This is a genomic window from Zobellia alginiliquefaciens (assembly GCF_029323795.1).
GTDB classification, from domain to species: Bacteria; Bacteroidota; Bacteroidia; order Flavobacteriales; family Flavobacteriaceae; genus Zobellia; species Zobellia alginiliquefaciens.
In genome coordinates this window covers 1742298-1767946 of sequence record NZ_CP119758.1, presented here as the reverse complement: position 1 = coordinate 1767946, position 25649 = coordinate 1742298, and the positions used below count along the sequence as shown (strand labels likewise).

General features: G+C 37.6%; 25 protein-coding genes. 15 read left to right on the top strand and 10 right to left on the bottom strand.

Annotation, left to right across the window (positions count from 1 at the left end):
• Positions 1-54 precede the first annotated feature (54 nt).
• From P0077_RS07510 to P0077_RS07485, 6 genes are all read left to right on the top strand, one after another.
• Entirely contained in the window at positions 55-1464 is a 1410-nt protein-coding gene (locus tag P0077_RS07510; protein WP_276169179.1) for a sensor histidine kinase, read from the top strand.
• Positions 1465-1510: 46 nt separating this feature from the next.
• Entirely contained in the window at positions 1511-2290 is a 780-nt protein-coding gene (locus P0077_RS07505; protein ID WP_276168505.1) for an enoyl-CoA hydratase/isomerase family protein, read from the top strand.
• A gap of 22 nt (positions 2291-2312) precedes the next feature.
• A complete protein-coding gene (locus P0077_RS07500) occupies positions 2313-3863 on the top strand; it encodes a hypothetical protein (protein WP_276168504.1) in 1551 nt (516 codons plus the stop codon).
• Positions 3864-3920: 57 nt separating this feature from the next.
• Positions 3921-4994 carry a PA0069 family radical SAM protein gene (locus P0077_RS07495; protein WP_276168503.1) on the top strand — a complete coding sequence of 358 codons (1074 nt, stop codon included), beginning with the start codon at positions 3921-3923 and terminating at the stop codon, positions 4992-4994.
• A gap of 67 nt (positions 4995-5061) precedes the next feature.
• Positions 5062-5622: a porin family protein gene (locus P0077_RS07490; protein WP_276168502.1), complete on the top strand. Its 561-nt coding sequence runs from the start codon at positions 5062-5064 to the stop codon at positions 5620-5622.
• Positions 5623-5963: 341 nt separating this feature from the next.
• A complete protein-coding gene (locus P0077_RS07485) occupies positions 5964-7370 on the top strand; it encodes a glycosyltransferase family 2 protein (protein WP_276168501.1) in 1407 nt (468 codons plus the stop codon).
• 105 nt (positions 7371-7475) lie between these two features.
• Here the strand turns inward: P0077_RS07485 and P0077_RS07480 are convergent, their stop codons facing one another.
• From P0077_RS07480 to P0077_RS07465, 4 genes are all read right to left on the bottom strand, one after another.
• A complete protein-coding gene (locus tag P0077_RS07480) occupies positions 7476-8900 on the bottom strand; it encodes a Gfo/Idh/MocA family protein (RefSeq protein WP_276168500.1) in 1425 nt (474 codons plus the stop codon).
• Positions 8901-8976: 76 nt separating this feature from the next.
• Positions 8977-9654 carry an HD domain-containing protein gene (locus P0077_RS07475; RefSeq protein WP_276168499.1) on the bottom strand — a complete coding sequence of 226 codons (678 nt, stop codon included), beginning with the start codon at positions 9652-9654 and terminating at the stop codon, positions 8977-8979.
• 1 nt (position 9655) lies between these two features.
• Complete coding sequence (locus P0077_RS07470) at positions 9656-10396, bottom strand: lysophospholipid acyltransferase family protein (RefSeq protein ID WP_276168498.1); 741 nt, start codon at positions 10394-10396, stop codon at positions 9656-9658.
• A gap of 84 nt (positions 10397-10480) precedes the next feature.
• Positions 10481-10891 (bottom strand): BrxA/BrxB family bacilliredoxin, encoded by a 411-nt coding sequence (locus P0077_RS07465; protein WP_194525195.1) that lies wholly within the window; start codon positions 10889-10891, stop codon positions 10481-10483.
• A gap of 344 nt (positions 10892-11235) precedes the next feature.
• On the opposite strand from P0077_RS07465, the gene P0077_RS07460 reads away from it, so the two are divergent.
• From P0077_RS07460 to P0077_RS07445, 4 genes are all read left to right on the top strand, one after another.
• Positions 11236-11973 (top strand): TerB family tellurite resistance protein, encoded by a 738-nt coding sequence (locus tag P0077_RS07460; RefSeq protein WP_276168497.1) that lies wholly within the window; start codon positions 11236-11238, stop codon positions 11971-11973.
• A gap of 19 nt (positions 11974-11992) precedes the next feature.
• Positions 11993-12577 carry a HupE/UreJ family protein gene (locus tag P0077_RS07455; protein ID WP_276168496.1) on the top strand — a complete coding sequence of 195 codons (585 nt, stop codon included), beginning with the start codon at positions 11993-11995 and terminating at the stop codon, positions 12575-12577.
• 124 nt (positions 12578-12701) lie between these two features.
• Positions 12702-13151, top strand: coding sequence for a deoxycytidylate deaminase (locus P0077_RS07450; protein ID WP_276168495.1), 450 nt, complete (start codon positions 12702-12704; stop codon positions 13149-13151).
• A gap of 2 nt (positions 13152-13153) precedes the next feature.
• The gene (locus P0077_RS07445; RefSeq protein ID WP_276168494.1) at positions 13154-14779 is read left to right on the top strand and encodes a S41 family peptidase; all 1626 of its coding nucleotides are present in this window, start codon (positions 13154-13156) and stop codon (positions 14777-14779) included.
• Here the strand turns inward: P0077_RS07445 and P0077_RS07440 are convergent.
• Positions 14776-14982, bottom strand: coding sequence for a hypothetical protein (locus tag P0077_RS07440; protein ID WP_276168493.1), 207 nt, complete (start codon positions 14980-14982; stop codon positions 14776-14778). The genes P0077_RS07445 and P0077_RS07440 overlap by 4 nt on opposite strands.
• Positions 14983-15012: 30 nt before the next feature.
• Positions 15013-15591 (bottom strand): MarC family protein, encoded by a 579-nt coding sequence (locus P0077_RS07435; RefSeq protein ID WP_432422803.1) that lies wholly within the window; start codon positions 15589-15591, stop codon positions 15013-15015.
• A gap of 117 nt (positions 15592-15708) precedes the next feature.
• Here P0077_RS07435 and P0077_RS07430 point away from each other — a divergent pair, with 117 nt between their 5' ends.
• Positions 15709-16281, top strand: a complete 573-nt coding sequence (locus tag P0077_RS07430; RefSeq protein ID WP_276168492.1) for a DUF3109 family protein — start codon at positions 15709-15711, stop codon at positions 16279-16281.
• Here P0077_RS07430 and P0077_RS07425 read toward each other — a convergent pair.
• Both P0077_RS07425 and P0077_RS07420 read right to left on the bottom strand, forming a co-directional pair.
• Entirely contained in the window at positions 16271-18058 is a 1788-nt protein-coding gene (locus P0077_RS07425; RefSeq protein ID WP_276168491.1) for a tetratricopeptide repeat-containing sensor histidine kinase, read from the bottom strand. The genes P0077_RS07430 and P0077_RS07425 overlap by 11 nt on opposite strands.
• Positions 18059-18261: 203 nt before the next feature.
• Positions 18262-18996 carry a LytR/AlgR family response regulator transcription factor gene (locus tag P0077_RS07420; RefSeq protein ID WP_194525186.1) on the bottom strand — a complete coding sequence of 245 codons (735 nt, stop codon included), beginning with the start codon at positions 18994-18996 and terminating at the stop codon, positions 18262-18264.
• A 377-nt stretch (positions 18997-19373) separates the two neighbouring features.
• Here P0077_RS07420 and P0077_RS07415 point away from each other — a divergent pair, with 377 nt between their 5' ends.
• The 4 genes from P0077_RS07415 to P0077_RS07400 all read left to right on the top strand — a co-directional run bounded on the left by P0077_RS07415 (position 19374) and on the right by P0077_RS07400 (position 24367).
• Positions 19374-19526 (top strand): hypothetical protein, encoded by a 153-nt coding sequence (locus P0077_RS07415; RefSeq protein WP_276168490.1) that lies wholly within the window; start codon positions 19374-19376, stop codon positions 19524-19526.
• An 8-nt stretch (positions 19527-19534) separates the two neighbouring features.
• Positions 19535-20101 carry a hypothetical protein gene (locus P0077_RS07410; RefSeq protein WP_276168489.1) on the top strand — a complete coding sequence of 189 codons (567 nt, stop codon included), beginning with the start codon at positions 19535-19537 and terminating at the stop codon, positions 20099-20101.
• A gap of 721 nt (positions 20102-20822) precedes the next feature.
• The gene (locus tag P0077_RS07405) at positions 20823-21470 is read left to right on the top strand and encodes a hypothetical protein (protein ID WP_276168488.1); all 648 of its coding nucleotides are present in this window, start codon (positions 20823-20825) and stop codon (positions 21468-21470) included.
• A gap of 59 nt (positions 21471-21529) precedes the next feature.
• The gene (locus tag P0077_RS07400) at positions 21530-24367 is read left to right on the top strand and encodes a CHAT domain-containing protein (RefSeq protein ID WP_276168487.1); all 2838 of its coding nucleotides are present in this window, start codon (positions 21530-21532) and stop codon (positions 24365-24367) included.
• On the opposite strand, the gene P0077_RS07395 is transcribed toward P0077_RS07400, so the two are convergent.
• On the bottom strand, positions 24364-25101 hold the full coding sequence (locus P0077_RS07395) for a tetratricopeptide repeat protein (RefSeq protein WP_276168486.1): 738 nt from the start codon (positions 25099-25101) through the stop codon (positions 24364-24366). The two genes, P0077_RS07400 and P0077_RS07395, sit on opposite strands and share 4 nt — an antisense overlap.
• Positions 25085-25639, bottom strand: a complete 555-nt coding sequence (locus tag P0077_RS07390) for an RNA polymerase sigma factor (protein WP_276168485.1) — start codon at positions 25637-25639, stop codon at positions 25085-25087. The genes P0077_RS07395 and P0077_RS07390 overlap by 17 nt, the downstream gene beginning before the upstream one ends.
• Positions 25640-25649 lie beyond the last annotated feature (10 nt).

Here is a 25649-nt window from a genome sequence, read left to right as displayed (position 1 = left end):
AAATCAAGTCTTTTGTTCACAAAACTTTCGTTAAGGTCACGCATCTTCTTATCTATGATCCTACTCGTGGTCATAGCTTCTATCTTGATTGCTGGCGTTACTGTGTATCAGTATAAAGAGCAATCAGAGGATTATCATTCAGACCGTTTGGAGCGTAAAGAAGAGCAGGTGAGGCAAAGCGTAGAGTACGTTTTAAAGAAAACAACCTACCCGGTCACCACCAATAATTTAGGGCTGATATTTAATGAGGAAATTTATGAGATAGCCAATGTTCAGAACCAGCGCCTTAATATTTATGACTTAGAAGGCCAACTAATAAAAAGCTCCAGAGCTAAATTTGAAGTCGATTCTATAGCAAACTGTTTGAGTCCATCTATCTTAAGTCTTTTGGAAACTAGTCCCACAAAAAGATTTGTTGATCAAAAAGCCTTGGCGGGCGATAATTACAAAGCTTCATATACCTATATCAATGACAAAAGATTTAAACCGATAGGTATTTTAAATTTACCTTACTACGAAGATGATTCTTTTAACAATATGGAACTCAGAGAGTTTCTAATGCGTCTAGGAGGGGTGTATTTCCTAATGTTGCTCATTGCTATCGGTTTGGCCTATTTTATTTCAACCTACATTACACGGTCATTACAGACTATTTCGGACATGATGGATAGGACAGACCTGAGAAAAAGTAACGAGAAAATACTTATAGATAATCCTAGTGAGGAAATTGAAAAATTGGTAAGTTCCTATAATGCCATGATAGACGAATTAGAGCATAGTGCCGTTAAATTGGCACGAAGTGAAAGGGAGCAAGCTTGGCGAGAGATGGCAAAGCAGGTGGCACATGAAATTAAAAACCCGTTGACACCTATGCGACTTACCGTTCAAAGTTTTGAACGAAAATTTGATGCGCAAGACCCAAATATAGATACTAAAATTGCCGAATTTTCTAAAACGCTTATTCAGCAAATAGATACCATGAGTAGCATTGCTTCTGCATTTTCCAACTTTGCTGAAATGCCGGCACAACAAAATGAAACCTTAAACATAGTTGAAATTGTTCGCTTGGCATTGGACATTTTTAACGAAGATTATATTCACTTTATATCTGAGGAAGAAGAAATTATTACGAAATTAGACCGTACCCAACTCATCCGTGTGGTAACCAATCTGGTCAAAAACGCTATTCAAGCCATTCCTGAAGTAGAGGCACCACGAATTGTTGTTTCAGTAGGTTCTGAAGGAGATTTTGCTAAAATATGTGTGGCAGACAATGGCATTGGTATTGAAGAGGGCTTTAAAGAAAAAATATTTGAACCTAAATTCACCACTAAATCCAGTGGTATGGGTCTTGGCCTCGGTATGGTAAAGAATATTGTGGAAACCTATAAAGGACACATTGGTTTTACCTCAAAACCCAGCAAAGGAACGGTATTTTCAGTAAAGTTCCCATTGGTGAAATAGGTAGTATAAATAACTAAGTTTTGAAACATCACATAAAAGAAATCATATGAAATTTAATAACGTTCTCGTAGATAATAGTAAGTCAACAGCTATTGTAACCGTTAATCGTCCTTCAAAATTAAATGCTTTAAATAGTGAAACTATTCAAGAATTACACGAGGCGTTTAAGGCTTTAGACGAAGATAGCTCCATACAGGTAATTATTTTAACCGGTAGCGGCGAGAAGGCTTTCGTTGCCGGTGCGGATATTTCTGAATTTGCTGATTATTCCGAAAAGAAAGGTGGTAAATTATCTGCTAAAGGCCATACCATTCTTTTTGACTTTGTAGAGAACCTTTCTAAACCCGTAATTGCTGCTGTAAATGGTTTTGCCTTGGGAGGAGGACTAGAATTGGCCATGGCATGCCATTTTAGAGTGGCCAGTCATAATGCTAGAATGGGGCTTCCTGAGGTGTCTCTTGGTGTTATTCCGGGATATGGTGGTACGCAACGATTGCCTCAGCTTGTAGGCAAAGGCAGAGCCCTGGAACTCATTATGACGGCGGGTATGATAGGTGTAGAACGTGCTCTGGATTATGGCTTGGTCAACCACGTAGTGTCTCAGGAAGAGCTGATCGAGTTTTGTGAGAAGTTGGCTAGCAAGATATCGAATAACTCCCCAGTTGCCATTAGTTACGCAATAAAAGCCGTAAATGCGGGTTTTAAGAACAGTAATGGATATGACGAAGAAATAAAAGCTTTTGGTGCCTGTTTTGGTACCGAAGATTTTAAGGAGGGTACTTCTGCATTTTTAGAAAAGCGGAAGGCCCATTTTCCTGGCAAGTAGCATGTCCGCTTAAAACCTACTTATGCGAACCCGAAAAGGCCTTACGGCTCTGCTGTTCTTGGCAACCCTAACGTTATCAACTGCACAGGAAATTCCTGTGGAATATAAGCTTGGTGAAAATTATTCCGATAGGTATAAATATTCTACCGTATTATCTATAGACCGTTCTGCGCAAGAGCAGACTGTTCTAGTGCGAACCTACTACGGCGGTATGCCGTTAAGGCCCAAAGGACATTTTATTGAGGTGTACGACGCGGAACTCAATCTTGTAACCGATTTTAATTATAAATACGCCGGTAGGCATATGGTTGATGGGTTCGTAAAGAACGGGCAACTGTACTTATTGGAACTTGTCTACAGTAATAGAGATGAAGCATATAATTATGTGGTACATCAGAGTCCGCTAGATGAGTTCAATTTTACGGAAAGAAAGTTACTTTCCATACCTTCCAAAGAAGTTTTGAATCCGCTTGCGATAAGCAAATATAACCGCAGTTTTGGCAACGGATTTTCGACTGCAACCCATTTTAATGATGATAGATCGGCGTTTGCGGTAACCGTACACCATAGGGAAGGTAGAGATGAAAAATATCATATGTATCTTTTTGGCACCGACCTGAAACTTCAATTGGAGTATGATTTTAGTGCCAATATTGAGGAGAAGAATTATGCTTTTGAAAATATAGAGGTTTCAAAGGATTTAAAGGAATTGTACCTAATGGGAAAAGCCTTTTTCAAGAAAAGAAGGTTTGATGTAAAGGAAAGAAGATTTCAGTATGAGTTGGTCAAAATCACTGAAAACGGATACAAAACACAAGAATTTGCGGATGCTGGAAGGTTTCCGGAATCTTTGAAACCGGTACTATCGGCTACTGATTTAAAAGTGGTAGGCTTCTACGCAGACAGAAAAGATAATAGATATAACGGTTTGGCATATTTTAATTTAGATGCAAATTCACTTGACATTAAAGCCAAGAAGTACAATCCGTTTTCGGATCAGTTTATGTTGGATAAATTTGGTCGGGAGGTAGATGCAGAAATTAAGAACCTTATTTTTAAGAGTGTGCACATTACGCCTAACAATGATATTTTGTTCAGTGCGGAGGAGTATTTTGTAACCGCGGGACAAGATATAGGTGCAGGTGCTACCAAAAAAGTGGACCGCTACCATTATAATGATATTGTGTTGGCTAGGCTAAATGCTACTGGCACTATGGAATGGGCGCGTAACATTAATAAGGCCGAAGTGACGCAAGGTGATGCTTCGTATGCTTCGTATACCGCTTATGGCGAAGGAGAAAACATGTACTTCTTTATCAATTCTGGAGAGAATCCGCAGAAAATGAGCAAAGAACGTATTCTGTTCAAACAAGGCTTTAGTAGAAATCCAAATATGTTCGTCATCAAAGTAGATGCAGAGGGAGAGCTATCATACAAGAAGCTGGTAGATGATAAAGAGGTAAGGTTGCCTATAATGGTGTCCAGGCCTTTTATTGACGAGGCTTCGGATAGTCTTTTGTTCTACGCCAAGCGTGGTACTAGAAAACAATTGGTAGAAGTTTCTGTTAAATAACAGATGATATATTTATACATTGGATTTATTCCATAAATTTGGAATAAATCCAATTAATTGAAATCAGAAGATTATATCAAAGGCCGTGGAGCCCAACAGAATGTACACAACAAATTTCTTCAGAACGTCTATGAAACAAGAGACGATTTTCTTGAATTCTGCCGTATAGAAGGCGAAGAGGCGGACAAGAACAAAACACAATACATTCCAATTTTTCCCAAGACCATAGTTAATAAGGTTACAAGTCCTGATGTGGGTATGCAATTTTCAATGAATCCCTATCAAGGTTGTGAACATGGTTGTATTTATTGTTATGCCCGTAATACGCACGAATTTTGGGGCTATAGCGCTGGGCTGGATTTTGAACGTAAAATCTTAATTAAGAAAGATGCTCCAAAACTGCTAGAAGCTAAATTAAAGAGCAAACGCTGGGAGGCGAGAACAATTGTCCTTTCAGGAAATACGGATTGCTATCAACCTGCCGAGAAGAAGTTTGAGATTACACGCGCTTGTTTGGAGGTTTTTCTAAAATATAAACATCCTGTTGGTATCATTACCAAAAATGCCTTGGTGCTGCGCGATTTGGATATTCTAAAAGAACTGGCCAAAGACCGGTTGATAGGCGTTAATGTGTCCGTTACTTCACTGTCAGAAGAAACAAGGCGCATTTTAGAGCCAAGAACCACTACTATAAAAAAGCGACTGGAAACCATTCGTGTACTTTCTGAAAATAATATTCCTGTAAATGCGATGTTAGCTCCAATTATACCTGGAATCAACAGCCATGAGATTATGAAGTTGGCCAAAGCGGTTTCTGATAATGGAGCAAAATCTTTTGCTTTTACCGTAGTTCGTTTGAACGGGGCCATAGGTCAAGTATTTACGGATTGGATATATAAAGCCCTACCCGATAAAGCTGAAAAAGTATTGCATCAAATTGAAGAATGCCATGGAGGAACTTTAAACGACAGCCGCTTTGGGATTCGTAGTCGTGGGGAAGGCAAGATCGCCACTCAAATTCATGATTTGGTACGTTTGGCCCGTCAAACGTATTTTAAGGATAAGGCTTTCCCACCTCTTAACCATGGGTTGCATGCACAATATAAAGACGGACAGCTACGATTGTTTTGATCAGCATGTTAACCTTTTTGTTAGTACGGCACTAACAAGGGAAACATTTAAACAAAACATGTAGATTATGAAAAAAGTAGTATTTCTTTTAACCGCATTTGTAACAATCACTTCTACCAATGCACAAGATTTTGGGTTTGGAGTAAAAGGAGGAATTAACGTAGCTTCAATTGGGGGTAGTGCTTATTCCGGTTTAGGTAGTTTGGGCACAAAAGTCAGCTTTCACTTGGGTGGAGTTGCAGAAATTCCAATTTCTGATAAAATAGCCGTACAACCAGAACTACTATATTCTTCACAAGGTACAAATTGGGATTATGGTACAGGCGATAATAACCTGAAATTGGATTATATTAACTTGCCCATTTTAGGAAAGTATGCTATTATAGAAGGCTTAAGTGCAGAAGCAGGACCAGTGGTTGGTTTTTTAATATCCACCAACGAGGAAGATGATGATCGTTTTAATACGTTAGATTTTGCCTTTGCTATTGGTGCATCTTACAAACTGAATGACAATATTTTTTTCAGTCTCAGATATAATAAAGGTGTTACCAATATTAATGGAGATTCTTTCACTGGAGGGAAAAGTCAAAACAATGTTTTTCAACTTTCAGCAGGATATGCTTTTTAACCGATTGAGATAAAAAAATAAGGTATGAAGCGCTGCTTTTTTAAAAGAAGTTTTAGTTCTCTACTGCCTTTAATTTCGGGTGCTTAACAAAGATTCTTAAAATTATTGTAACAAAATTGGAAGGTGCATTTTTAGTGTAATAATTGAAATACTCAGCAGTTGTTTGGAAATCTGTAATTTTTATGCCTATAATTTGTTGAATATGATTGAATGTGAGTAAATCGCTGAGGTTACTAATGTTGGTAGTTAGACTTTTAGTGTTAAAATAGTATGAAGGAAAAATCTGAATTGGAACTCGCGGACGTATAACAAGCGAAGAATACCATTTTAGACACTATTATATGAAACCAAATACCACATTAGATAAAGTTGCAAGAAAAAGTAGCTTTCTCGATAAAATCAAAATTTTCATTGAAACAGCAAACGCATGGGGCATTTTTGTGATGGGAAGCACCTTTGTTTTGATGATAGGCGCAGCTTATATGTCCTATATTTTAAGAAGCGATCTGACCCAGTTTAACATTGAACGTTCTGCCTCAACTTTTGGACAGGCCTTTATGTATGTTGCTCTTGGACTTTTAGTTTTTAAGGCCGCTTTTTTTCTGTTTATCATTTACAGATATTTTAGATATAAGGCTATTGATTCTGTTTCGGATGAAGAATTACCAACGGTAACCGTAATTGTACCGGCTTATAATGAGGGCAAACAAGTGTATGATACGTTGATGAGTTTGGCGGAAAGTGATTTTCCTCATGAAAAATTACAACTATTGTCAATTGATGATGGTAGTAAAGATGATACCTGGCACTGGATGAAGGAGGCCAAAATGGTTTTGGGTGATCGTGTAACGATTTTTCAACAACCTAAGAACATGGGTAAGCGCCATGGTCTGTACAGAGGCTTTAACGAGGGAACAGGTGAAATCTTTGTAACGGTAGATAGTGATTCTATTGTGGACCCAGATACACTTCGTAACCTAGTAAGCCCATTTGTAGTGAATGAGAAGTGCGGGGCCGTTGCGGGTAATATTCGTGTTCTGAACAACAAAAGAGCATTACTTCCAAAGATGTTAGATGTAAGTTTTGTTCAGAGTTTTGAATTCGTACGATCTGCAGAGAGTTCTTTAAACTCGGTGTTATGTACTCCAGGAGCACTGGCAGCTTACCGTAGAACTGCTGTTTTTAACTGTTTGGATGAGTGGATCAATCAGACTTTTATGGGGCAACCTTCAGATATTGGTGAAGATCGCGCCATGACCAACATGATTTTAAAACAAGGGTTTCACGTATTGTTTCAGAGAAACGCATACGCTTATACCAATGTACCGGAAAAATATAAAGGTCTTTACAAGATGTTTATCAGATGGGGTAGAAGCAATGTTCGTGAAAATATTGAAATGTCTAAGTACGTTTTTACCAACTTTAGAAAAGACTCAAAATTTGGCCCAAGGTTATTGTTCATTAGCCAATCGATTAAAATACTAATGAGCTACCCATTTTTATTGTTTATGTTGTTCTTTATTTTGACTCACCCATTATTGTTTTTAAGCTCTACGCTGTTGAGCATCTTGGTGTTGTCTACATTCCCGGTATTGTTTTATGCAAACCGGTATGATTTTAAAGAATCTTTTTGGGCGTATTCATATAGTATTTTGTTCACCTTTGGTTTATTCTGGATTACCCCTTATGCAATTGCAACTGCAAACAAGAGAGGTTGGTTAACTCGTGAATTGCCTACAAAGAAGTAAGTAAGAATATAGTATACTACGGATGGTTCTGATTCATCCGTTTAGAATAGAAAAAGTCCCGTATTGCTACGGGACTTTTTGTTTTTATATATACATTGAAGTTGTTTATTTTAACTCCCAACCTTTACGATACTTACCTTTTACCCACTCGTTGGCCATATCCCAATTGGTTACTTTCATATTGTCACCGTCCCAAAGGATTTTTCTTCTCCCGGGGTATTCAAAAGGATCCCAATCACCAAGTTTTTTGCCCTCCTTTAATTTTTTATATTGAAAAGCTTTAATGGCCAAGTTCCCCATTAATACAGCTTCGGTCAGAGGTCCTGATCTCTCAAAGTCAGATGAGGTTTCGGCACCATTTAAGCAACCTTCTACAAAGTTTCTTTGGTGACCTTCAACATCGCCATCAATTCGCTTTAAATAAGGAGCAGGGGCTTTGAACATGTCCATGTTTTTGCTTGGTAACAATCTGGCATTACGTGAGTAGGTGTCCGTTACTAAAATACCTTTGGTTCCATAAAAAACAGAACCTCCGCCGCCGTCGCCAATAGTTTCGCCATCTGCCAACTCATCCGGTAAGTCAGGCTTTAGTCCGCCATCATACCAATTTAGGGCAATGTCACCGTGTTGTTCCGTGTTGAACTTTAATCGTACAATTGAAGATGCCGGGCAAGATTCGCTGTAATCGGCTTCTACAAAATCGCCCACCCAATTGGTAGTACAACTCGCTTCAGCTTCGGTAGGATAGCCTAAGTTCAATACGCTAAATGGGGTTTCCATAATATGGCATCCCATATCACCAAGAGCTCCGGTGCCGAAGTCCCAGAAACCTCTCCATTTAAAAGGAAGATAGGCTGCATTGTAATCGCGCTTTGCTGCAACGCCAAGCCAAAGGTCCCAGTCAAGGCCTTTAGGAACTGGTTGTTTTTCCGTTGGTGCGGGCACACCTTGTGGCCATACGGGACGGTTTGTCCAACAATCTACTTTATATACCTTTCCAATGATGCCTGAATCTATCCATTCTTTTGCTTCTCGACTACCATCACTTGATGCTCCTTGGTTTCCCATTTGGGTTACGATACCATGTTCTTTGGCAACTTGGGTCATCATGCGAGCTTCGTTGATATTGTGTGTCAACGGCTTTTCTACATAAGCGTGTTTTTTGGCGCGCATAAAAGGTAGGGCAATAGAGGCGTGCATATGGTCTGGCGTTGCTACCATAATGGCATCTATGTCACTTAAGTGCTTATCATAAACTTTTCTATAGTCTTTGTATTTTTTTGCTTTTGGATATTTTTTATAGGTATCTGAGGCTCTTCTGTCATCTACATCACAAAGGGTTACAAACTTCACTTTTCCGGTAGCGTCTAGCCCGTTGATAACTCCTGAGCCACGTCCGCCAACACCAAAAGCACCAACATACAAGGTGTCACTGGGAGCAACATGGTTCTTGCCCATTACAAAACTAGGAACAATGGAAAATACGGTGGAAGCCGCTGCGGCATTCTTGATAAACTTTCTTCTTTGCATCTTCAAAAATTGGATTTAGGTTCTGGTCTTGAAGGTACAAATTTTGAAGAATACACAGCCGGATTTTTTAGCTGATTTATGCTGTGAACCCTGTATTTGGTTGAAGAGGGTCCCATTCCTGATAAAACTGTTCAAGGTAATCTAACATATAATCATGCCGTTGTTCTGCTAGTTTTGTGCCAGTTACGGTATTCATTTTATCCTTGAGCAGAAGTAACTTCTCGTAAAAATGATTTAATGTGGGCGCGGTAGATTTTTTATACTCCGCTTTGGTCATTTTTAGGTTGGGAGCAATCTCCGGGTTGTAAAGTTCCCGATTCTTAAACCCACCATAGTTAAAAGCTCTTGCAATACCTATGGCACCTAGCGCATCTAAACGGTCTGCATCTTGAACTACTTCTAATTCTATAGACGAGAATTTCTTTCCTTTTTCTAGAGAATTTTTAAAAGAGATGTTCTCAATAATTTTAATGACATGGTCAATGGTGTCTTTGTTCACCCCCAAGTCAGTCAAAAAGTGTTGAGCAAGTTTTGGGCCTACGGTTTCATCGCCATCATTGAATTTTGCATCTGCAATATCATGCAATAGTGCCCCTAGGCTTACCACTAGAACATCTACTTTTTCTTCTTTTGCTATAAGTAGGGTGTTCTTAAATACACGTTGAATATGAAACCAATCGTGCCCGCCTTCGGCGCCTTGTAAAGTCTCTTTTACAAAAGCAATGGTTTGTTCTACTATTTCGGAATTGGTCATGCTAAGATTTAAAAGAAGTTATGCCGGAAACCACGCTTTTTTCCGTTTTTGCCAAAGCGGAATCTAAATCGGAATTAACTTCTATAGGTTTGTGTACATCAAAAGTAATACGATTGCCTATGCCATTAGGAAACTTGCCATATTTGAGCATTTTCCATGAATTGTTGATACTGATTGGCACAATTAAAGCCGAAGGTGCATTTTTCATTAGCAACTTTAATCCTGTGGCTTTAAACGGTTTTGGGTGGCCGGTACGGCTACGGGTCCCCTCGGGAAATATTACTGCGCTTCTTTTGTACTTTTCTATATAACGCCCCAGTTTGGCAATTTCGGATAATGCCTGTCTACTATCGTTTCTGTCAATAAGTACGGAGCCTCCGTGTCTTAAATTATAGGATACACTGGGTATACCTTTGCCCAGTTCTTTTTTACTGACAAATTTAGGATGGTGTTTTCGCATGAACCACACAATAGGGGGTATATCATGCATACTTTGATGATTGAGAACAATAATCAAAGGCCTATCTGTTGGAATATTATGCGGGTTGTTAAAGGAATAGGTAGTGCCCAAAACATGTGTTGACCGCATTAATGATAGGTTCAGTAGGGCAACACTCATTCTGTGGGCATTATACCCAAATACATTAAAGCACACCCATTGAATGGGGTGGTACACAAGCAAACACAATCCAAAAAGAATTATGTAAAGGAAGGTTAAGGGATAGGCCAGTAGCTTTTGCATGCTACAAAAATAAAAAACCGCTTCTTTGTGAAGCGGTTTTTTGTATTCTTTTATGCGCTCTTATCTAGAGGCATTAAAATAGTTCTAACAGAACTCCTCGTAAGCACCTACTAAGTTTTCGGCAATTAATTCTGCTGGTCTACCTTCAATATGGTGACGCTCAATCATATGAACCAATTCGCCATCTTTAAAAAGAGCCATACTTGGTGATGATGGAGGAAAAGGAATCATAAGATTTCTTGCTGTATTAACGGCTTCAATGTCAACACCTGCAAAAACCGTAACAATATGGTCAGGTTTCTTAGTGTTGTGTAAGCTTAACTTAGCCGCAGGTCTAGCGTTTGCCGCTGCACAACCACAAACAGAATTTACTACAACTAAAGTAGTACCTTCTTTTTTGATTGCATTTTCGACTGCTTCTGATGTATGTAATTCTTCAAACCCAGCTGATGCCAAGTCTTCTCTCATAGGTTTTACCAATTCTGCAGGATACATATTATTATATTTTATATATGGTTAACAAAGATACTTATTTTGTCGCATTTATTAGAAGGACTTAACATTACCTTAGGGGAAGTTGAATAAGTCTTGTTTAAAGCTGTTCATTATGGAGGAACAACCGTTAAGGATGAACGGTCTTCAGAAGAGTTGTAATCGTGAGAACTAATCTCTGTTTACACCAATCTGAAAATTAGGGAATATATTACACTGAATTTGAATGGATGTAAGGTTTTAGCAACTTTTAGAAAAATAATGGAAATGGACGGTTAAAAGCTGTTGAACAATAACCTATCATTTCTAAGTCCTTTTAATATCTTTGCCAAAATTTTTTGTACGATATGATTAAATGGTTCGCAGCCATTATTGGATATTATTTTTTTCGGTTTCCCGGAGCAATTTTAGGATATCTAGTAGGAAGCTTAATTGATGGGATTAAAATTACCGGTGGCGGAGGAGCGCAGTCTGTTTTTAGGGATATGACACGTCAAAATGTTTCTCCGGCAGATTTTGAACTGAACTTACTGTCTTTATGTTCAATTGTGATAAAGGCCGATGGTAAGGTTAGCCAGCGAGAAATGGATTATGTACGGCAGTACTTCGTAAGTACATATGGTAAAGAAAAGGCCAATGCCATTTTCAGGACATTCAATGAGATTAACAAAAAGCATGAGATTTCCGCGCAGCGTATTTGTACGTTTTTAAATCAGCGCACTCGCTATGAGGTTCGGTTACAACTGCTTCACTTTTTATTTGGAATAGCTCAGGCAGATGGTTCTGTTAGTACTCCGGAGATAAATAAAATTCGTGAAATAGCAGGCTATTTACGGGTTAGTGCAAGGGACTTTGAGAGTATTAAGGCCATGTTTATTAAGTCGGTCAACAATGCGTACAAAATACTTGATATTGAAAAATCAGCAAGTAATGACGAGGTTAAGAAAGCCTACCGTACAATGGCCAAGAAATATCACCCGGATCGTGTAAATACCCAGAACGAGGCAATTAAGAAAGGTGCAGAGGAGAAGTTTAAGGAGGTTCAAAAAGCCTACGAAGAAATTCAGTCGGAAAGAGGATTGTAATCTAATTTAGTATTTATAAATGGAGGAATTTCTGTTCTACATAAAGATGGGGTTAAATCATGTGCTAGATGTTAATGCGTATGATCACATTCTTTTTTTAGCAGCATTGGCTGTACCATTTTCCTTTAAAAATTGGAAGAAAGTAGTTTTGTTGGCTACGGTTTTTACCATTGCTCATTGTTTATCACTTTCTTTAAGTGCGTATGATGCGGTAACCGTAGATGTTAGCCTTATTGAGTTTTTGATTCCTGTAACTATAATGATGACCGCTGTTTTTAATCTGGTGTTTATGCGCAATATGGCGACGGTTAAAAATATGCAAGGGCATGTGCTGGCTACATTGGTATTTGGTTTAATTCACGGTTTTGGTTTTAGCAATTACTTTAGAATGCTTATGGCTGAGGAAGATAGCAAATTAGTGCCACTTTTGGGCTTTGCAGCCGGAATTGAGCTCTCACAGGTTACCATCGTAGTTTCGGTTTTGGCACTAAGTTGGGTTGTAATTACAATTACGAAATTAAAGAAAGTGCTATTCGTCGTAATTACATCTATTTTAATAATACTTCTAACAATACCAATGCTCATTCGTACGTTTCCGCTATAGCAACTCAGTATTTTCACTTAAAATTAACCCCTTATTATTGTTGGGCTTTTTAAAAGCGGGTATCTTAGTTGTATTGCAGGTAAGATAATTAGCACATGTGTCTATTATTGTATCTTCGCAGTCCATGGAAAAAATAAAACAAACAAAATACGATAAGGCATATCTGCGCATGGCTCAAGAATGGGGCAAGCTTTCCTATTGCGAGAGAAAACAGGTGGGTGCTATTATTGTAAAGGACAGAATGATCATATCTGATGGTTACAATGGTACGCCAACGGGTTTTGAAAACGTATGCGAAGATGAAGAAGGGTATACCAAATGGTATGTTTTACACGCTGAGGCCAATGCTATCAGCAAAGTAGCATCTTCTACCCAATCCTGTGAAGGGGCAACCCTCTATATTACACTATCACCATGTAGAGAGTGTAGTAAGTTAATTCATCAGTCTGGCATAAAACGTGTTGTATACACACGGGCTTATAAAGACGACTCTGGATTACAATTTTTAGAACGAGCAGGTATAGAATTAGTGCATTTACCCGAAATTGAAGAAGAGGTAGACGAAGCAATATAATTATGAAACGACAACAAAACTACATATGGCCTACCGTTATAGCTGCAGCACTTGCCCTAGGTATTTTTGTTGGCGGAAAATTGCATTTTGCAGATTCACCAGAGAAACTCTTTACCACCAATTCCAAAAAAGACAAACTCAATAGACTCATTGATTATATAGATTATGAGTATGTAGATGATATTGATACGGACAGCATTGTAGATGTAACCGTAAATCAGATTTTAGAGAAACTGGATCCTCATTCAGTGTATATACCAAAAAATGAAATGGATCGTGTTTCGGAGAATATGAAAGGCGATTTTGTTGGCATCGGTATTAATTTTTACCCGTATAAGGACACTATTTCAGTTATTAGAACAGTGCCAAAGGGACCTAGTTATTTAAAAGGGATAAAAGCCGGCGATCGTATTTTAATGGCCGATAGCGATACCTTGTACGGTAAAGCCTTGGCCAGTGAAGATATTGTAGGGAAACTAAAAGGAGAAAAAGGCAGTTCGGTAAAACTGAAGGTCTATAGAAAAGAAGACGATAAAATATTCACGGTAAACGTAAAAAGAGATATTGTTCCCATAAAAAGTGTGGAATCTTATTATATGTTAACGAAGGATATGGCATATATAAAGGTGAATCGCTTTGCGGAATCAACCTATAAAGAATTCAAGTCCGCTCTCTCTGAATTGATAAAGCAAGGAGCACGTAAGTTAACGTTGGATTTAAGGGATAACCCCGGTGGTTATTTAGGGGTGGCCGAGCAAATGGCAGATGAATTTCTTAAAGATGGCAAGCTCATTCTTTTTACCAAGAACAAAAAAGGAAAAATCAATAAAATTCATGCCACCTCAAAAGGTAGGTTTGAAGATAAACCGGTCTACGTTCTTATCAATGAGCGTTCTGCGTCTGCAAGCGAAATTATAGCTGGGGCCCTGCAGGATAATGATATAGGTACTATAGTTGGTCGCCGTTCCTTTGGTAAGGGTTTGGTGCAGCGGGAGATGGAGTTAGGTGATGGTTCAGCCGTACGTCTTACAGTTTCTAGATATTACACGCCTACGGGAAGAAGTATTCAGAAGTCTTATGAAAACGGAAATGACGACTACTATAAAAAGTTTACCGATAGGTACCACAGTGGTGAGCTGGTTACTGTAGACAGCATAAAAGTGGCTGATTCATTAAAATTTACCACACCCAAAGGCAAAGTGGTGTATGGTGGTGGTGGGATTATTCCAGATGTTTTTGTTCCCATAGGATCTAATGAAGAAGAAGCTGTAGAAAGTATGGACAGTTTCGGTTGGCTTTCCTATTTTATTTTTGAGCATTTGGACGGAGACAGAAAACGATACAATTCCTTCTCAAAAGAAGAGTTTATCAACGATTTTAGAGTAGATGATATTCTTTTTGAAAAATTTGTAGACTACTCCGTAAATAGAAATCTTAGAATGAATTTCTACGATTATGAAGATAGCATAAAACTGTATTTAAAAGCAGCATTGGCAGAACAATTGTTTGGAGCCAACGTACATGCAAAAATTAAAAGTACGGAAGACAAAATGCTACAGGAGATACTTAAGTTAGATAATCCCGTGGTGCAACAAGAAGAAGCGGAAGCTATTGAAAGCAGCAACTAATCCCTTTCTTGTACTTTTTGTTGTATTTTTTTACTCGTCCTGAAAATTAATAGTAGTAGCACGGCACAAAGAGAAGCTACAATACCAATTAAGGCAATAGTGCTATCTCCGTTAAAAGGATCTTGAAAATTAATCATAGTAACGTTATACGCCATAAGGGCGATAGCTGCAACAATTAAAATTATGGTTAAGGTCTTGTTCATTTTTAATTTTTTAAATTCTTATTGTAATCCTTAGAATAAACCGTTAACGTTAGCGGCAAATAGTTTTACGGCTATGGCCAAAAGAATAACTCCAAAGACTTTTCGTATTACATTTAGTCCGTTTTGGCCTAGTACCCTTTCTATTCTTTTTGAAGATTTCAAAACTAAGAACACAAAAATAGTGTTTAGGGTAATGGCAACAATAATATTTTCTACTCTAAACTCTGCCCGTAACGATAATAATGCGGTTAAAGTTCCCGCACCTGCAATTAATGGGAAGGCAATGGGTACTATTGATGCGCTTTCAGGCTCATCTTCCTTATAAAGTGTAATGCCCAATATCATTTCTAAAGCAAGAAAAAATAGAATAAAGGAACCCGCTACAGCAAAAGAATATACATCTATGCCAATTAATTTCAATATTTTTTCTCCAACAAAAAGAAAGGCTATCATAATAATCAACGAAACAAAAGAAGCTTTTTCAGATTCTATATGCCCCACTTTTTTTCGTAATCCAATGATTATAGGGATACTTCCTAAAATATCAATAACCGCAAAAAGTACCATGGTAGCGGTCGCAATTTCTCGAAGATCGAATTGTATATCCATACCTTAAAATTTTTCGCAAAATTACATTTTATTAAACCGATTTAAAGCATAGATATAGAATAAATTACTGTTAATAATCCTTTTAAAAAGTATCTTTGCCCTATCTAAAACTGGGGTATGTTTCAATTGGGGAAAACAATAGTATCAGAAGAAATTATTGAGAACGATTTTGTCTGTAATATTTCGGCCTGTAAGGGTCAGTGTTGTGTAGACGGTAATGCAGGCGCTCCTTTAGAGGATGAAGAGACTGAAATTCTTGTAGATATCTATAGTAAGGTAAAACCCTTTCTTAGAAAAGAGGGAATTGAGGCGATAGAGGAGCAAGGTGCCTTTGTAAAGGGAGATGACGGCGAGTGGGAAACTCCTTTGGTAAACGATAGTGAGTGTGCCTATGTGGTATTCGCGGACAATGGAACTGCCAAATGTGGAATTGAAGAGGCTTATAATCAGGGCGAAGTAAATTGGAAGAAACCTGTATCATGTCATTTGTACCCTGTACGTATACGAGAGTATACAGAGCTTACCGCGGTAAATTATCATAAATGGAATATCTGTGATGCTGCCTGTGCTTTAGGGGACGAGCTTAAAGTGCCTATTTATAAATTTGTAAAGGAGGCACTTATCAGAAAATTTGGCGAAGCCTGGTACCAAGAACTGGAGCAGATTGCTATAGAGCATTCTAAATCGTAGGAATGTGAAGTATGACCCGTGTTCCTAAAGATTTATGGTTTTCGTCATATAGGTCCACAATTTCTACATCAAAAGAATTCTGCAGGTCTTTTGAGAAGTTTGCGAGCCGTTCTTTGGTAATTTCAATTCCAACCGATTTTCGTTTTAATACTTTATTCTGTTTTATTTTCTCTGCTTCTACTCTTCCTACTCCGTTATCGGAAATGGCAATGTGTATAAAATCTTGTTTGTCTTTTGATATATGAATGTCAATTATTTTTTCACCAGTTTTTGGGGAAAGACCATGCCAGATTGCATTTTCCAAAAATGGTTGTAGGATTAGCGAGGGTATTTTAACCGTATGCGTGTCAATATCCTCGTCTACACGAACTTTAAAATCTATTTCATTTGAAAACCGAATGTTTTCTATGTTCATATAGAGTTCTACGGTTTCCAACTCCTCCGCCAAGGGAATTTCACGCATGGATGATGCTTCAAGAATTTTACGAACTAGTTTTGCGAACTTGTTCAAGTAATGAACGGCATTTTTTTGTTCATTATTTATGATGTATAGTTTTATGGAATTCAGTGAATTGAACAGAAAGTGGGGATTCATTTGACTACGAAGCATACTTTGCTCTAGAGTCAGTACTTTTTTTTCGTTTTTAAGTTGATACTGCCTGTATAGAATATAAAAGATACCAGCTAGCAAAGCGAGAGCTATACTACCGATAAGAAGAGTGGTGTGGGTGGCGCGCAGTTCCATTTGAACCCTTTCTTTCTCTTGGGCCAAAATCTGAATTTCGTTGTTCTTTTTCTCCGAGTCATATCTAAATATGATATCGTTTACGTATCGAACGGTATTTTCGTTTACGATTTCTTCATCAAGCTCTGTTGCTTTTAAATTATAGGTAAGTGCCTTTTTGTAATCACCGGTTTTCTGAAAAAGTTTGGTCAATAAGTGGCTTGCTCTTGCGGATTCATTTCTTAGGTTGAATTTTTCTGCCACGCGCAGACCTTCCATCATGTTTTTTTCAGCATTTACGTAATCCCCAGTTTCCATCTCCCCCCAACCAAGGTTTATATAAATGGGTGAAATAAGAAAGCCATCGCCTATATTTTCGGCAATAGGTAAAATAGGTTTTAGAAGTTTTGTTGCTTCTTTTATAAGTCCTTTTTTTAAGTATACCTTGGCTATGTTCGTTTTGCATATAACACGGCCCATATCGCTATTGATTTCTTCATTATAGGCAAGGGAGGTACGGTAATTTTCCAGGGCTTCGTCTAACTGGCCCATTGCTTCAAGGCAGTTGCCAATATTACCGTAATTAATGGCCATACCTAAGGTATTGCCCAATTCAGTTTCTAGGACCAAGGACCTTTTAAAATAATCTATGGCCTGACCATATTGGTTAAGCTTACTGTAAAGATTACCAATAGAATTTAACGAAACGTTTATACTTTTTTGAAGGTTTTTGGAGCGGTCTTCTTTGTCTACCGTTTCCGCCAGTTCTATGGCCTGTTGGTTGTAATCCATAGCAGTACGTATAGAAGATGTTCTGCGGAAAACTACACCCAAATCATTTAAGCTGGCCACTTTAAATTCAATGTCGTTTACCTCATTGGCAATATGCAATGCTTTTTTGTGAAATTCAACCGCATGTACGTATTGGGATTTATTTCGGTAGGCCCTTCCCAGTTCATTATAAGAATAAATTTGGCCTGAAGTATAGTTTTTATCTAACGAAACTGTAGAGAAATAGCGCATAAGTAGCGTATCCGTCTTATATTTTTTCATTACCGAATGGATGTCCAAAAACTTTTTCGGAGCCTCGGTGATTAGACTGTCTACAGTTTTTTTGAATGTTTCCGGTATATGCTGGCTATTGCAAATACTTGCGTAGAGCAGACCAAATAGAAGTATATATAGTTTTGCCAAATGATAAAGGCATCTGGAGCTAGATATTTTTTTATTTTGTATTTGCGAACGCATTAAACATTTTAGAGCATATCCAAAAAATCTGATTTCTTTTGTCTGGAAACGGGAATCTTATGGTTGGATTCCAAAATAACATATCCATCGGTTTTCAAAAACTCTTTTATTTTGGTAAGGTTGATAATGAATGAATTATGGATTCTAAAAAAAGAATCGGCAGGCAAAAGTTCATTTACTTCTTTCAATTTTTTAGTAAGGACAATTTTGTGTCCATCCGCTAAAAATATGGTGCTGTAGTTTCCGTCAGACTCCGCATAAAGAATTTCATCGCTATCTAGAAAAACTAACTTCCCATCTGTGTTGAAAGTTATTTTTTTATGTTTAGCATTGGAGTTAAAGTTCAGTAATAACCTTTCCAATCTATCTGCGGTGAAGTTTTTAGCGTTGTGTTTTCTGATTTTGGCAATCGTATCTTTTAAATCGTCCGTATCAATAGGTTTAAGAAGATAATCTATGGCCTCGTTCTTTAAAGCCTTTATAGCATATTGGTTATAGGCGGTAGTGATGACCACGGGAAAGTTTTTATTGGTCAATTTTTGAATGAATTGAAAACCGTCCATCGTAGGCATTTCAATATCCAAGAAAAGGCAGTCCGGTGTATTTTTATCTAAGTAGGTCAATGCCTCAAAGGGGTCGGTAAAAGACGCTTCTACCTTTATTTCATCGCTAAAATTGGTTAGTTCCCAAGAAAGGCTCTGGAGTGCCTTTATTTCATCATCAACGATTACGGCTTCAATCATAGAATTATACTTTAAGGTAAAGTAAACAAATTTAACTGTATGACATGTTTTATGATAATAAAGATGTACCGATGGGGATAATTAAAGTGTGTTTGGTATAAAAAGTGACAAAATTGGTCATGAACGTGTCTTAATAGATGTTCTGGGTACTATTTGCGAGTAAATATGCTTCCGAATCCCTATGAACACTGTTAAAATAAGGCATTTACCATTTATACAGAAAAATATACCATTTATACATAAGAGTTATTACTGGCGGGTGTTCAATACTACTTTAGCCCTGAGAGTATTGACGGTTATTAATGTTTCCCCAGGTTTATGTAGCAAATGCTTAAATGGTAAAACTAATAACAATAGCAATGAAAAAATGTATGTTCATGTTCGCATTACTTGTCATTACATTAGTAGTGGCAGCTTTGACGGATACAAATGAGATAACTAAATCGGATAGCGATTTGGTCATTGGAGAGCAGTTTGTTGACAACACACTAATCGCTCAAGAAAAATCCATACAGACTTCTAAAAAATAGTAAATACTATGTATAGTCTACTATTTCAGTTTTTTATTAATGGAACCAAAGCTAGTTTTTGGTTGGTACTCGCGGTTTTCTTTTTTAGTAATTCTGGGGTGAGCCATAAGTTGTCATCGTCTTTTGCCTTGGAGAATACACATTCTGTGCATAGTTCGGCTATAAAGGATAGTGTAACTAGAATTTTAGAAGAGTCCTTAGTCTTTGAATTAAGTACTAAGGAAACCAGAAAAGGGGTGACTTTTACAAATATTAAGGTAAAAGCGGACCCTAATATGATTAAGGGAGAGCAGCTTTTTGAAATATATATTTCCAAGCCTACACAAGATATCAATGCGTTATTAGGAAGGCACGAGATTACAGGGAATTTCAATAGCCTTTTAAGAGGGTTTGATGGAGTGTTCGGTTTTATTAATGTTACGGATTTGGACGAAAAACCTTATTTCAGTTATAAGGGAGCCGTACATATTACCACTATTAATCCTAAAGCGATAAGTGGAAGCCTAAATATGTCTTTTAAAAATTATGACGGTATTATGGTGCATATAAACCAACATTTTAGGGCGTACAAATAGAAAAGATTAAACTTACATTTGGACCGCTGTTTTGTCCTGATTTTAATGTACTCATGTGTCATTTGTAATATTCTACGAATGATGGAGTTAGGTCTAATAATTATCGTGTCTAATGGTGTACGGTCTTAAGAAAATGCTTATTTTTACCACCCCCCGATTGGTAATTACCAATAACGAATATCACATAGCGCCAGCAAGAAATACACATCAAAAATACCAAACCAATAACTAGACACAATCTGCATATGGGGAACCATCTTACAATTTTATGAAACTGCCAATCCAAAAAGGTACGGTTCTAGGCAACATGTTATGAAATAGAACGTGTATAGTCCGTCTGATGAAGCCATTTTGGGATCTCCTATTCAACTTGTTGGAAAGGTGATTGCCGATTATAGGTTTCGGGGGAACTACCTGAATCAGCACCCTTTCTGGTATTAATCGATTTTGATACATTAGAAGGACCGTACGGTTTGGCGGTATCATATTACTTATAAAAAAGACCGAAAAGTATTTTTCGGTCTTTTTTTATGCCCTGTGGTTTTCTTCCGATTTTACTAACCATCTATACTATGCATTGTACTACACATACAAGAAATTTAACCAATAAAACATAAGCAATTGCTGCATATATGAATTATGGGCATCTTTAGCCAAATTGATTAATTTCCATGTTTACCTTTTTAGGTTTTGGGTACTCATCTATAGAAAACCATAAATTATGAAAGCAATGAATTATTTAGTCTGTCTTATGTCCGTTATGTTGGGTTTAGTCTCATGTTCGCAGCAAGAACTGCCCGAAGAAGAACTGTCCGCGAACAATTTTAGTTACCGTTTGGTTCAAGAGCCAAAATACCTGAATGGTATTGAACTGTACAAACTTGGAACGATACACAGCCTTTCCGTTATGAAACAGGAAATTGCGGAGCTAAAAGAAGCAATAGACCTAAGTAAAAGGGGAAAAAGCTTAATTCCACAGTTGGAAAAAGCCCAAAAAGAGGAAGCTGGGTTAAACGCATTTAAATCAGGGTTGGTTAGTATTGTTATGCCAAGGGGAGGAAAATTTCCGCCTAGGCCGCCAAGAGGTTGTTTTGATAATCCACAGGCCGGTTGTGTGCCTAAAATCAATATTTCGGATTTTTCAGGGATAGAGTTGCCAGCTGATGTGGAAGATGCTGAAATAACTATAATTAATGAGAAGAACAAAGTGGTAGCCAAAGGTGGTTCTGCAACTCTTACCAAAACCGGCAACAAGGTTGTTACAATGGAAGGAAATTTTGAGGGCAATGCAACAATGGTCATAAAGATGCCGAGCACCAAAGAATTTGGGGAGGCCGTTACAATAGAAGTGCCGGTCTATAAAGATTAGTTGAAATTTTTTTGATTAAATTAAAGTCCTTTACGGAGATTCGTAAAGGACTTTTACATATGAAATACCTTTTATACATAGCTTGCTTTTTGTTTGTCTGTCTCAGCGGTTGGTCCCAAGGAGGAACGTTAAACCTGGACGATGCTTTTAGCAAGGCTTTGGAATATCATTACGTAAATAAGGACAGTGCTTATGTATATTATGAAAAAACCATAACACTAGCTAATGAGCAAGACAATATGGACTACCTTCTAGGTAGTTTAAGTTACTTGATCAATGCGAACAGTAATTTTTACGATTTGCGGCAATACCGCCGTAACCTACAACGAATGGAGAATCTGTTGGTTAATGATGCTCGTACCAATGGTATAGAGATAAGTGAAACTTACAAAAACCGACTTCTTTTTGATAAAGGAAATTTTCATTACAAATTAAAGGAATATAGCACCTCCAAGGCTTATTTTTTGGAACTGTATTCCATTTTAAAAGCCATACCGGAGGAACAGCGCACTGCCTTAGAAATAGATACCATTTCCGCAATTTATAGTTTCTTAGGTCTTATTTACAGACATACGGGTAAATATGAACAGGCGGAGTTTTATTATAAGCAAGATTTAAGCCTGTTAGCTACCTATAGGGATAGTATTGAAGGTTGGCAATCTACTAGTTTTAATACCAAGAAATTGCTTTCACAAGTGTTGGAGGAACAGGGCAATACTAATGGGGCCAATGATTTGCTAAAAGAAACATTGGAATTTTATAAGGCGAAAGTGAATAACCCCAGATTTAAGAACAATTTTTTGTCTACCTACATTTTGTTGGCCAAAAACTACTTAAAGCAGGGGGGGTATGATAAGGTAGTAACGGTCTTAAACGAAAACCAGCTAATTAGGGGTCAAGAAAATCCTTTTTCCAAAGAGATATTTGTGCTTTATGCCGATGCTTTCTTAGGGCAAAAAGATTACCAGCAGGCAAAGGATTATTACGAGCGGGCGTTGCACGCTTTTAAAACATACCGGCAACATAGACCTCACCAGGATATAGCCCATGTTTATGGGAAAATGGCAAAACTTTATTTGGAACAAGGCAATTTTAACGAAGGTCTGAGTATCATCCATAAAGCATTTTATAATGCAGGGGATACTGCATTAGAATCAGGGGGAAACCCCAAGCCTAGAGAAGTATTCTCTAAACTTCAATTGTTGAATTTATTGGATATAAAACTTCAGCTTTTACAATCGGCGTATGCCAAAACGAACGATGCAACCTACGAGGAAGAGGCGATAATTACGAGCACGGACATACTCTCCACTTTTGATGAGTTGAAACTAGAGTTTGATAGTAAACTGGACAAGCAATATTTAGCCGAAGAGGTCTACCCTATTTTTCATAGGATGTTAGATGTAGTATATGAAAACTACAAGGTAACCGCTTCTGTCAACTTAGTAGAGTTGGCGTTGAACATTGCAGAAAAAAACAAAGATTTTGTTTTGCTCGAAGCACTTAGGGATGCACAGGCCACTAGATACGGAAATGTGCCGCAAGAAGTATTGGACAAGGAGGCGCGTTTGCGAGCAGAAATCACTCATTTTGAAAAAGAGATTTTTGATGGTTCTGAGGAGAATGCCACATGGGAAGATCAACTTTTTGATTTAAAACAAACATATTATGGTCTATTGGATACCCTAAAACAGGAGTATCCTGAATATCACAATTTAAAATATGGCAGCAAATCAATAGATTTTGGAGCCATACGGAATACACTTTTTAAAGATGGGAGCACCATAGTTTCCTTTACTCTTGCCAACCACCACCTGTATGCCATTGTATTGAACAATGAAAAGCAGAAATTTTTAAAGCTACCATTTTCTGAAGACGATAAGAATGATATCAATGATTTTTATAGAGCGCTTTCTAAACCTGCTATAAACAATGGGGGAGAAATTGCCGTTTTGGGCAACCGTCTCTTTGAAAAAATACTGAAGCAGCCATTAAAAGAGATTGACTCTAAACATCTTATTGTCATTCCAGATGGCGAATTGCATTATTTACCGTTTGACCTTTTACGCAAAGAGGATATGTACCTTTTGGAAACAAAAAGTATCAGCTATGGTAATTCAATTACATCCCTTTTGGAGCTCGTAAAAAAAGAAAAGGGAAAAGAGAACAACGTCTTGGCCTTCGCGCCAAATTTTGATGAGGAAGTTGTAGTTCAAGAAAATAGACAGTTTGGGAAGTTGCTTTATAACGATGATGAGGTTTTTGGAATTAGTTCTTATTTTAACACGCAAAAGGTCTTGGACCAAGAGGCGACCTTGGCGAATTTCAAGTCGTATACCTCTAAATTTAATATCATCCATTTGGCTACACATGCCTCGGCTAATGATGCGTATCCGGATTATTCCTATCTAGCTTTTAGCCAACCAAAGGATAGTAGTGAGAACAGTGTACTCTATATAAAGGACCTATATAATATCTCCTTGAATGCCGATTTGGTGACCTTAAGCGCATGCCAAACGGGTATAGGAAAACTTCAAAAAGGGCAGGGTATGTTGAGCTTGTCTAAAGGCTTTTACTATGCCGGGGCCAAATCTTTGGTAAATACATTGTGGAAGATCAACGATAAGAGCAGCGTAAAATTAATGGAGTTTTTTTACGAAGGGCTTAGCAAAGGTAAATCTAAAGCATTGGCTTTGCGGGATGCAAAACTAAAATACCTAAAAACTACGGATGATGACTTGTTGAGACACCCGTATTACTGGTCGGCTTTTGTGGTTTCTGGAGATGTTTCTCCAGTTACCCACACCAATTATTGGTGGTATTTAGGTGCGTTACTTTTGGTGTTGGCTATTGTGTACGGTATTTTATATTTTAAGCGAAAGCGTAATTTAACTTAGTCTAATTCATCCAGTAGTCTTTGTGCCTCCTTCTTTTTAAATCCTTCGTTATGCACCAAAACACGTAACTGTTCCTTACAATCTTCAATTTCATCAAGCTTCAAATAGGATAGGGCCAAATACCAAATAGCTCTTTCTTTAAGTTCGCCGCTGCTTGCAATGTAGTCTTCCAATAAAGGAATAGCTTCATCTTGTTTGTTCAATTGCATTAGGGAGATAGCTTCATAAAAAACAATATACTTATCGTTGTTTTTTTCGTTCAATGTTTTGAACAGTTCTATGGCTTCCTTGTAATTTTCATTCTCATATGCCATAAAGGCCCTTGTTTTAAGGTCTTCCAATTGTTCCCCGCGTTCAATAGGGTGAACTACATTTTCATAGGGAGCAAAATTGCTATTGTACAGATTTTGAGAATCAATGTCCGTACGGTCAAATAATATTAACCACGAGCTAATCCCAACAAGTACGAATACGGAGGCGGCCACAAGCCAAGGTCGTAACCGTATTACCTTGGGTTGCTCCTTTTCCGGTGGTACCGCAGTATTGGATAAAATTTCTTTTAGTTGTTTTCTTTCGGATTTAACCAAGGTTCGTTTTAGCTCTTCCTGAAACTCAAATTCGGTTTTAAAGTCGGCATTTGTTTCAAATAAATGGTCAAATTCCCTCTTTTGCTCTTCTGAAAGAGAACCTTCAAAATAACCATTGATCAATTCTTCATTATCCATTCTTTGCATGAGTAAGCTCTTTTAATGATTTGAGACATCTAGATTTTTGGCTTTTAACTACATTTTTGTTTTCATAGCCCTGCACGCTCATTATTTCGTCTAGTTTTAATCCCTTTAGATAAAAAAGTTCAAGAATTTCGCGGCATTTATCGCCAAGCTTCTTAAAATTCTCTAGTATCTTTTGCTGGTATTCATTAGGGCCTTGATCTTCATATACGTCGTTTATGATAGCTATTTCATTTTGGTCAAAAACATAGGTTTCATCTGTGGTTATTTCTTTTGTATCTCTGAACTTCTTGAAAATCATAAACTTTCCTGTACTGAAAAGGTAGGTTTTTAAACTACTTCTTAATTCATCCAATTTTCCTGCTAGGGCATTTTCATAAAGTACGATAATGGCATCTTGAAAAATGTCCTCTAGCGCATTCGTGTCGGAAGTATACCGGGAAGCGAATTTGAAAAATTCAACTTTATACCCTTTATAAACTTCTTTAAGAGCATTTCTGTCCCGCTGTTTCATTTGGGAAATAATATGCTGGTCTTTCATTGGTGCTCAA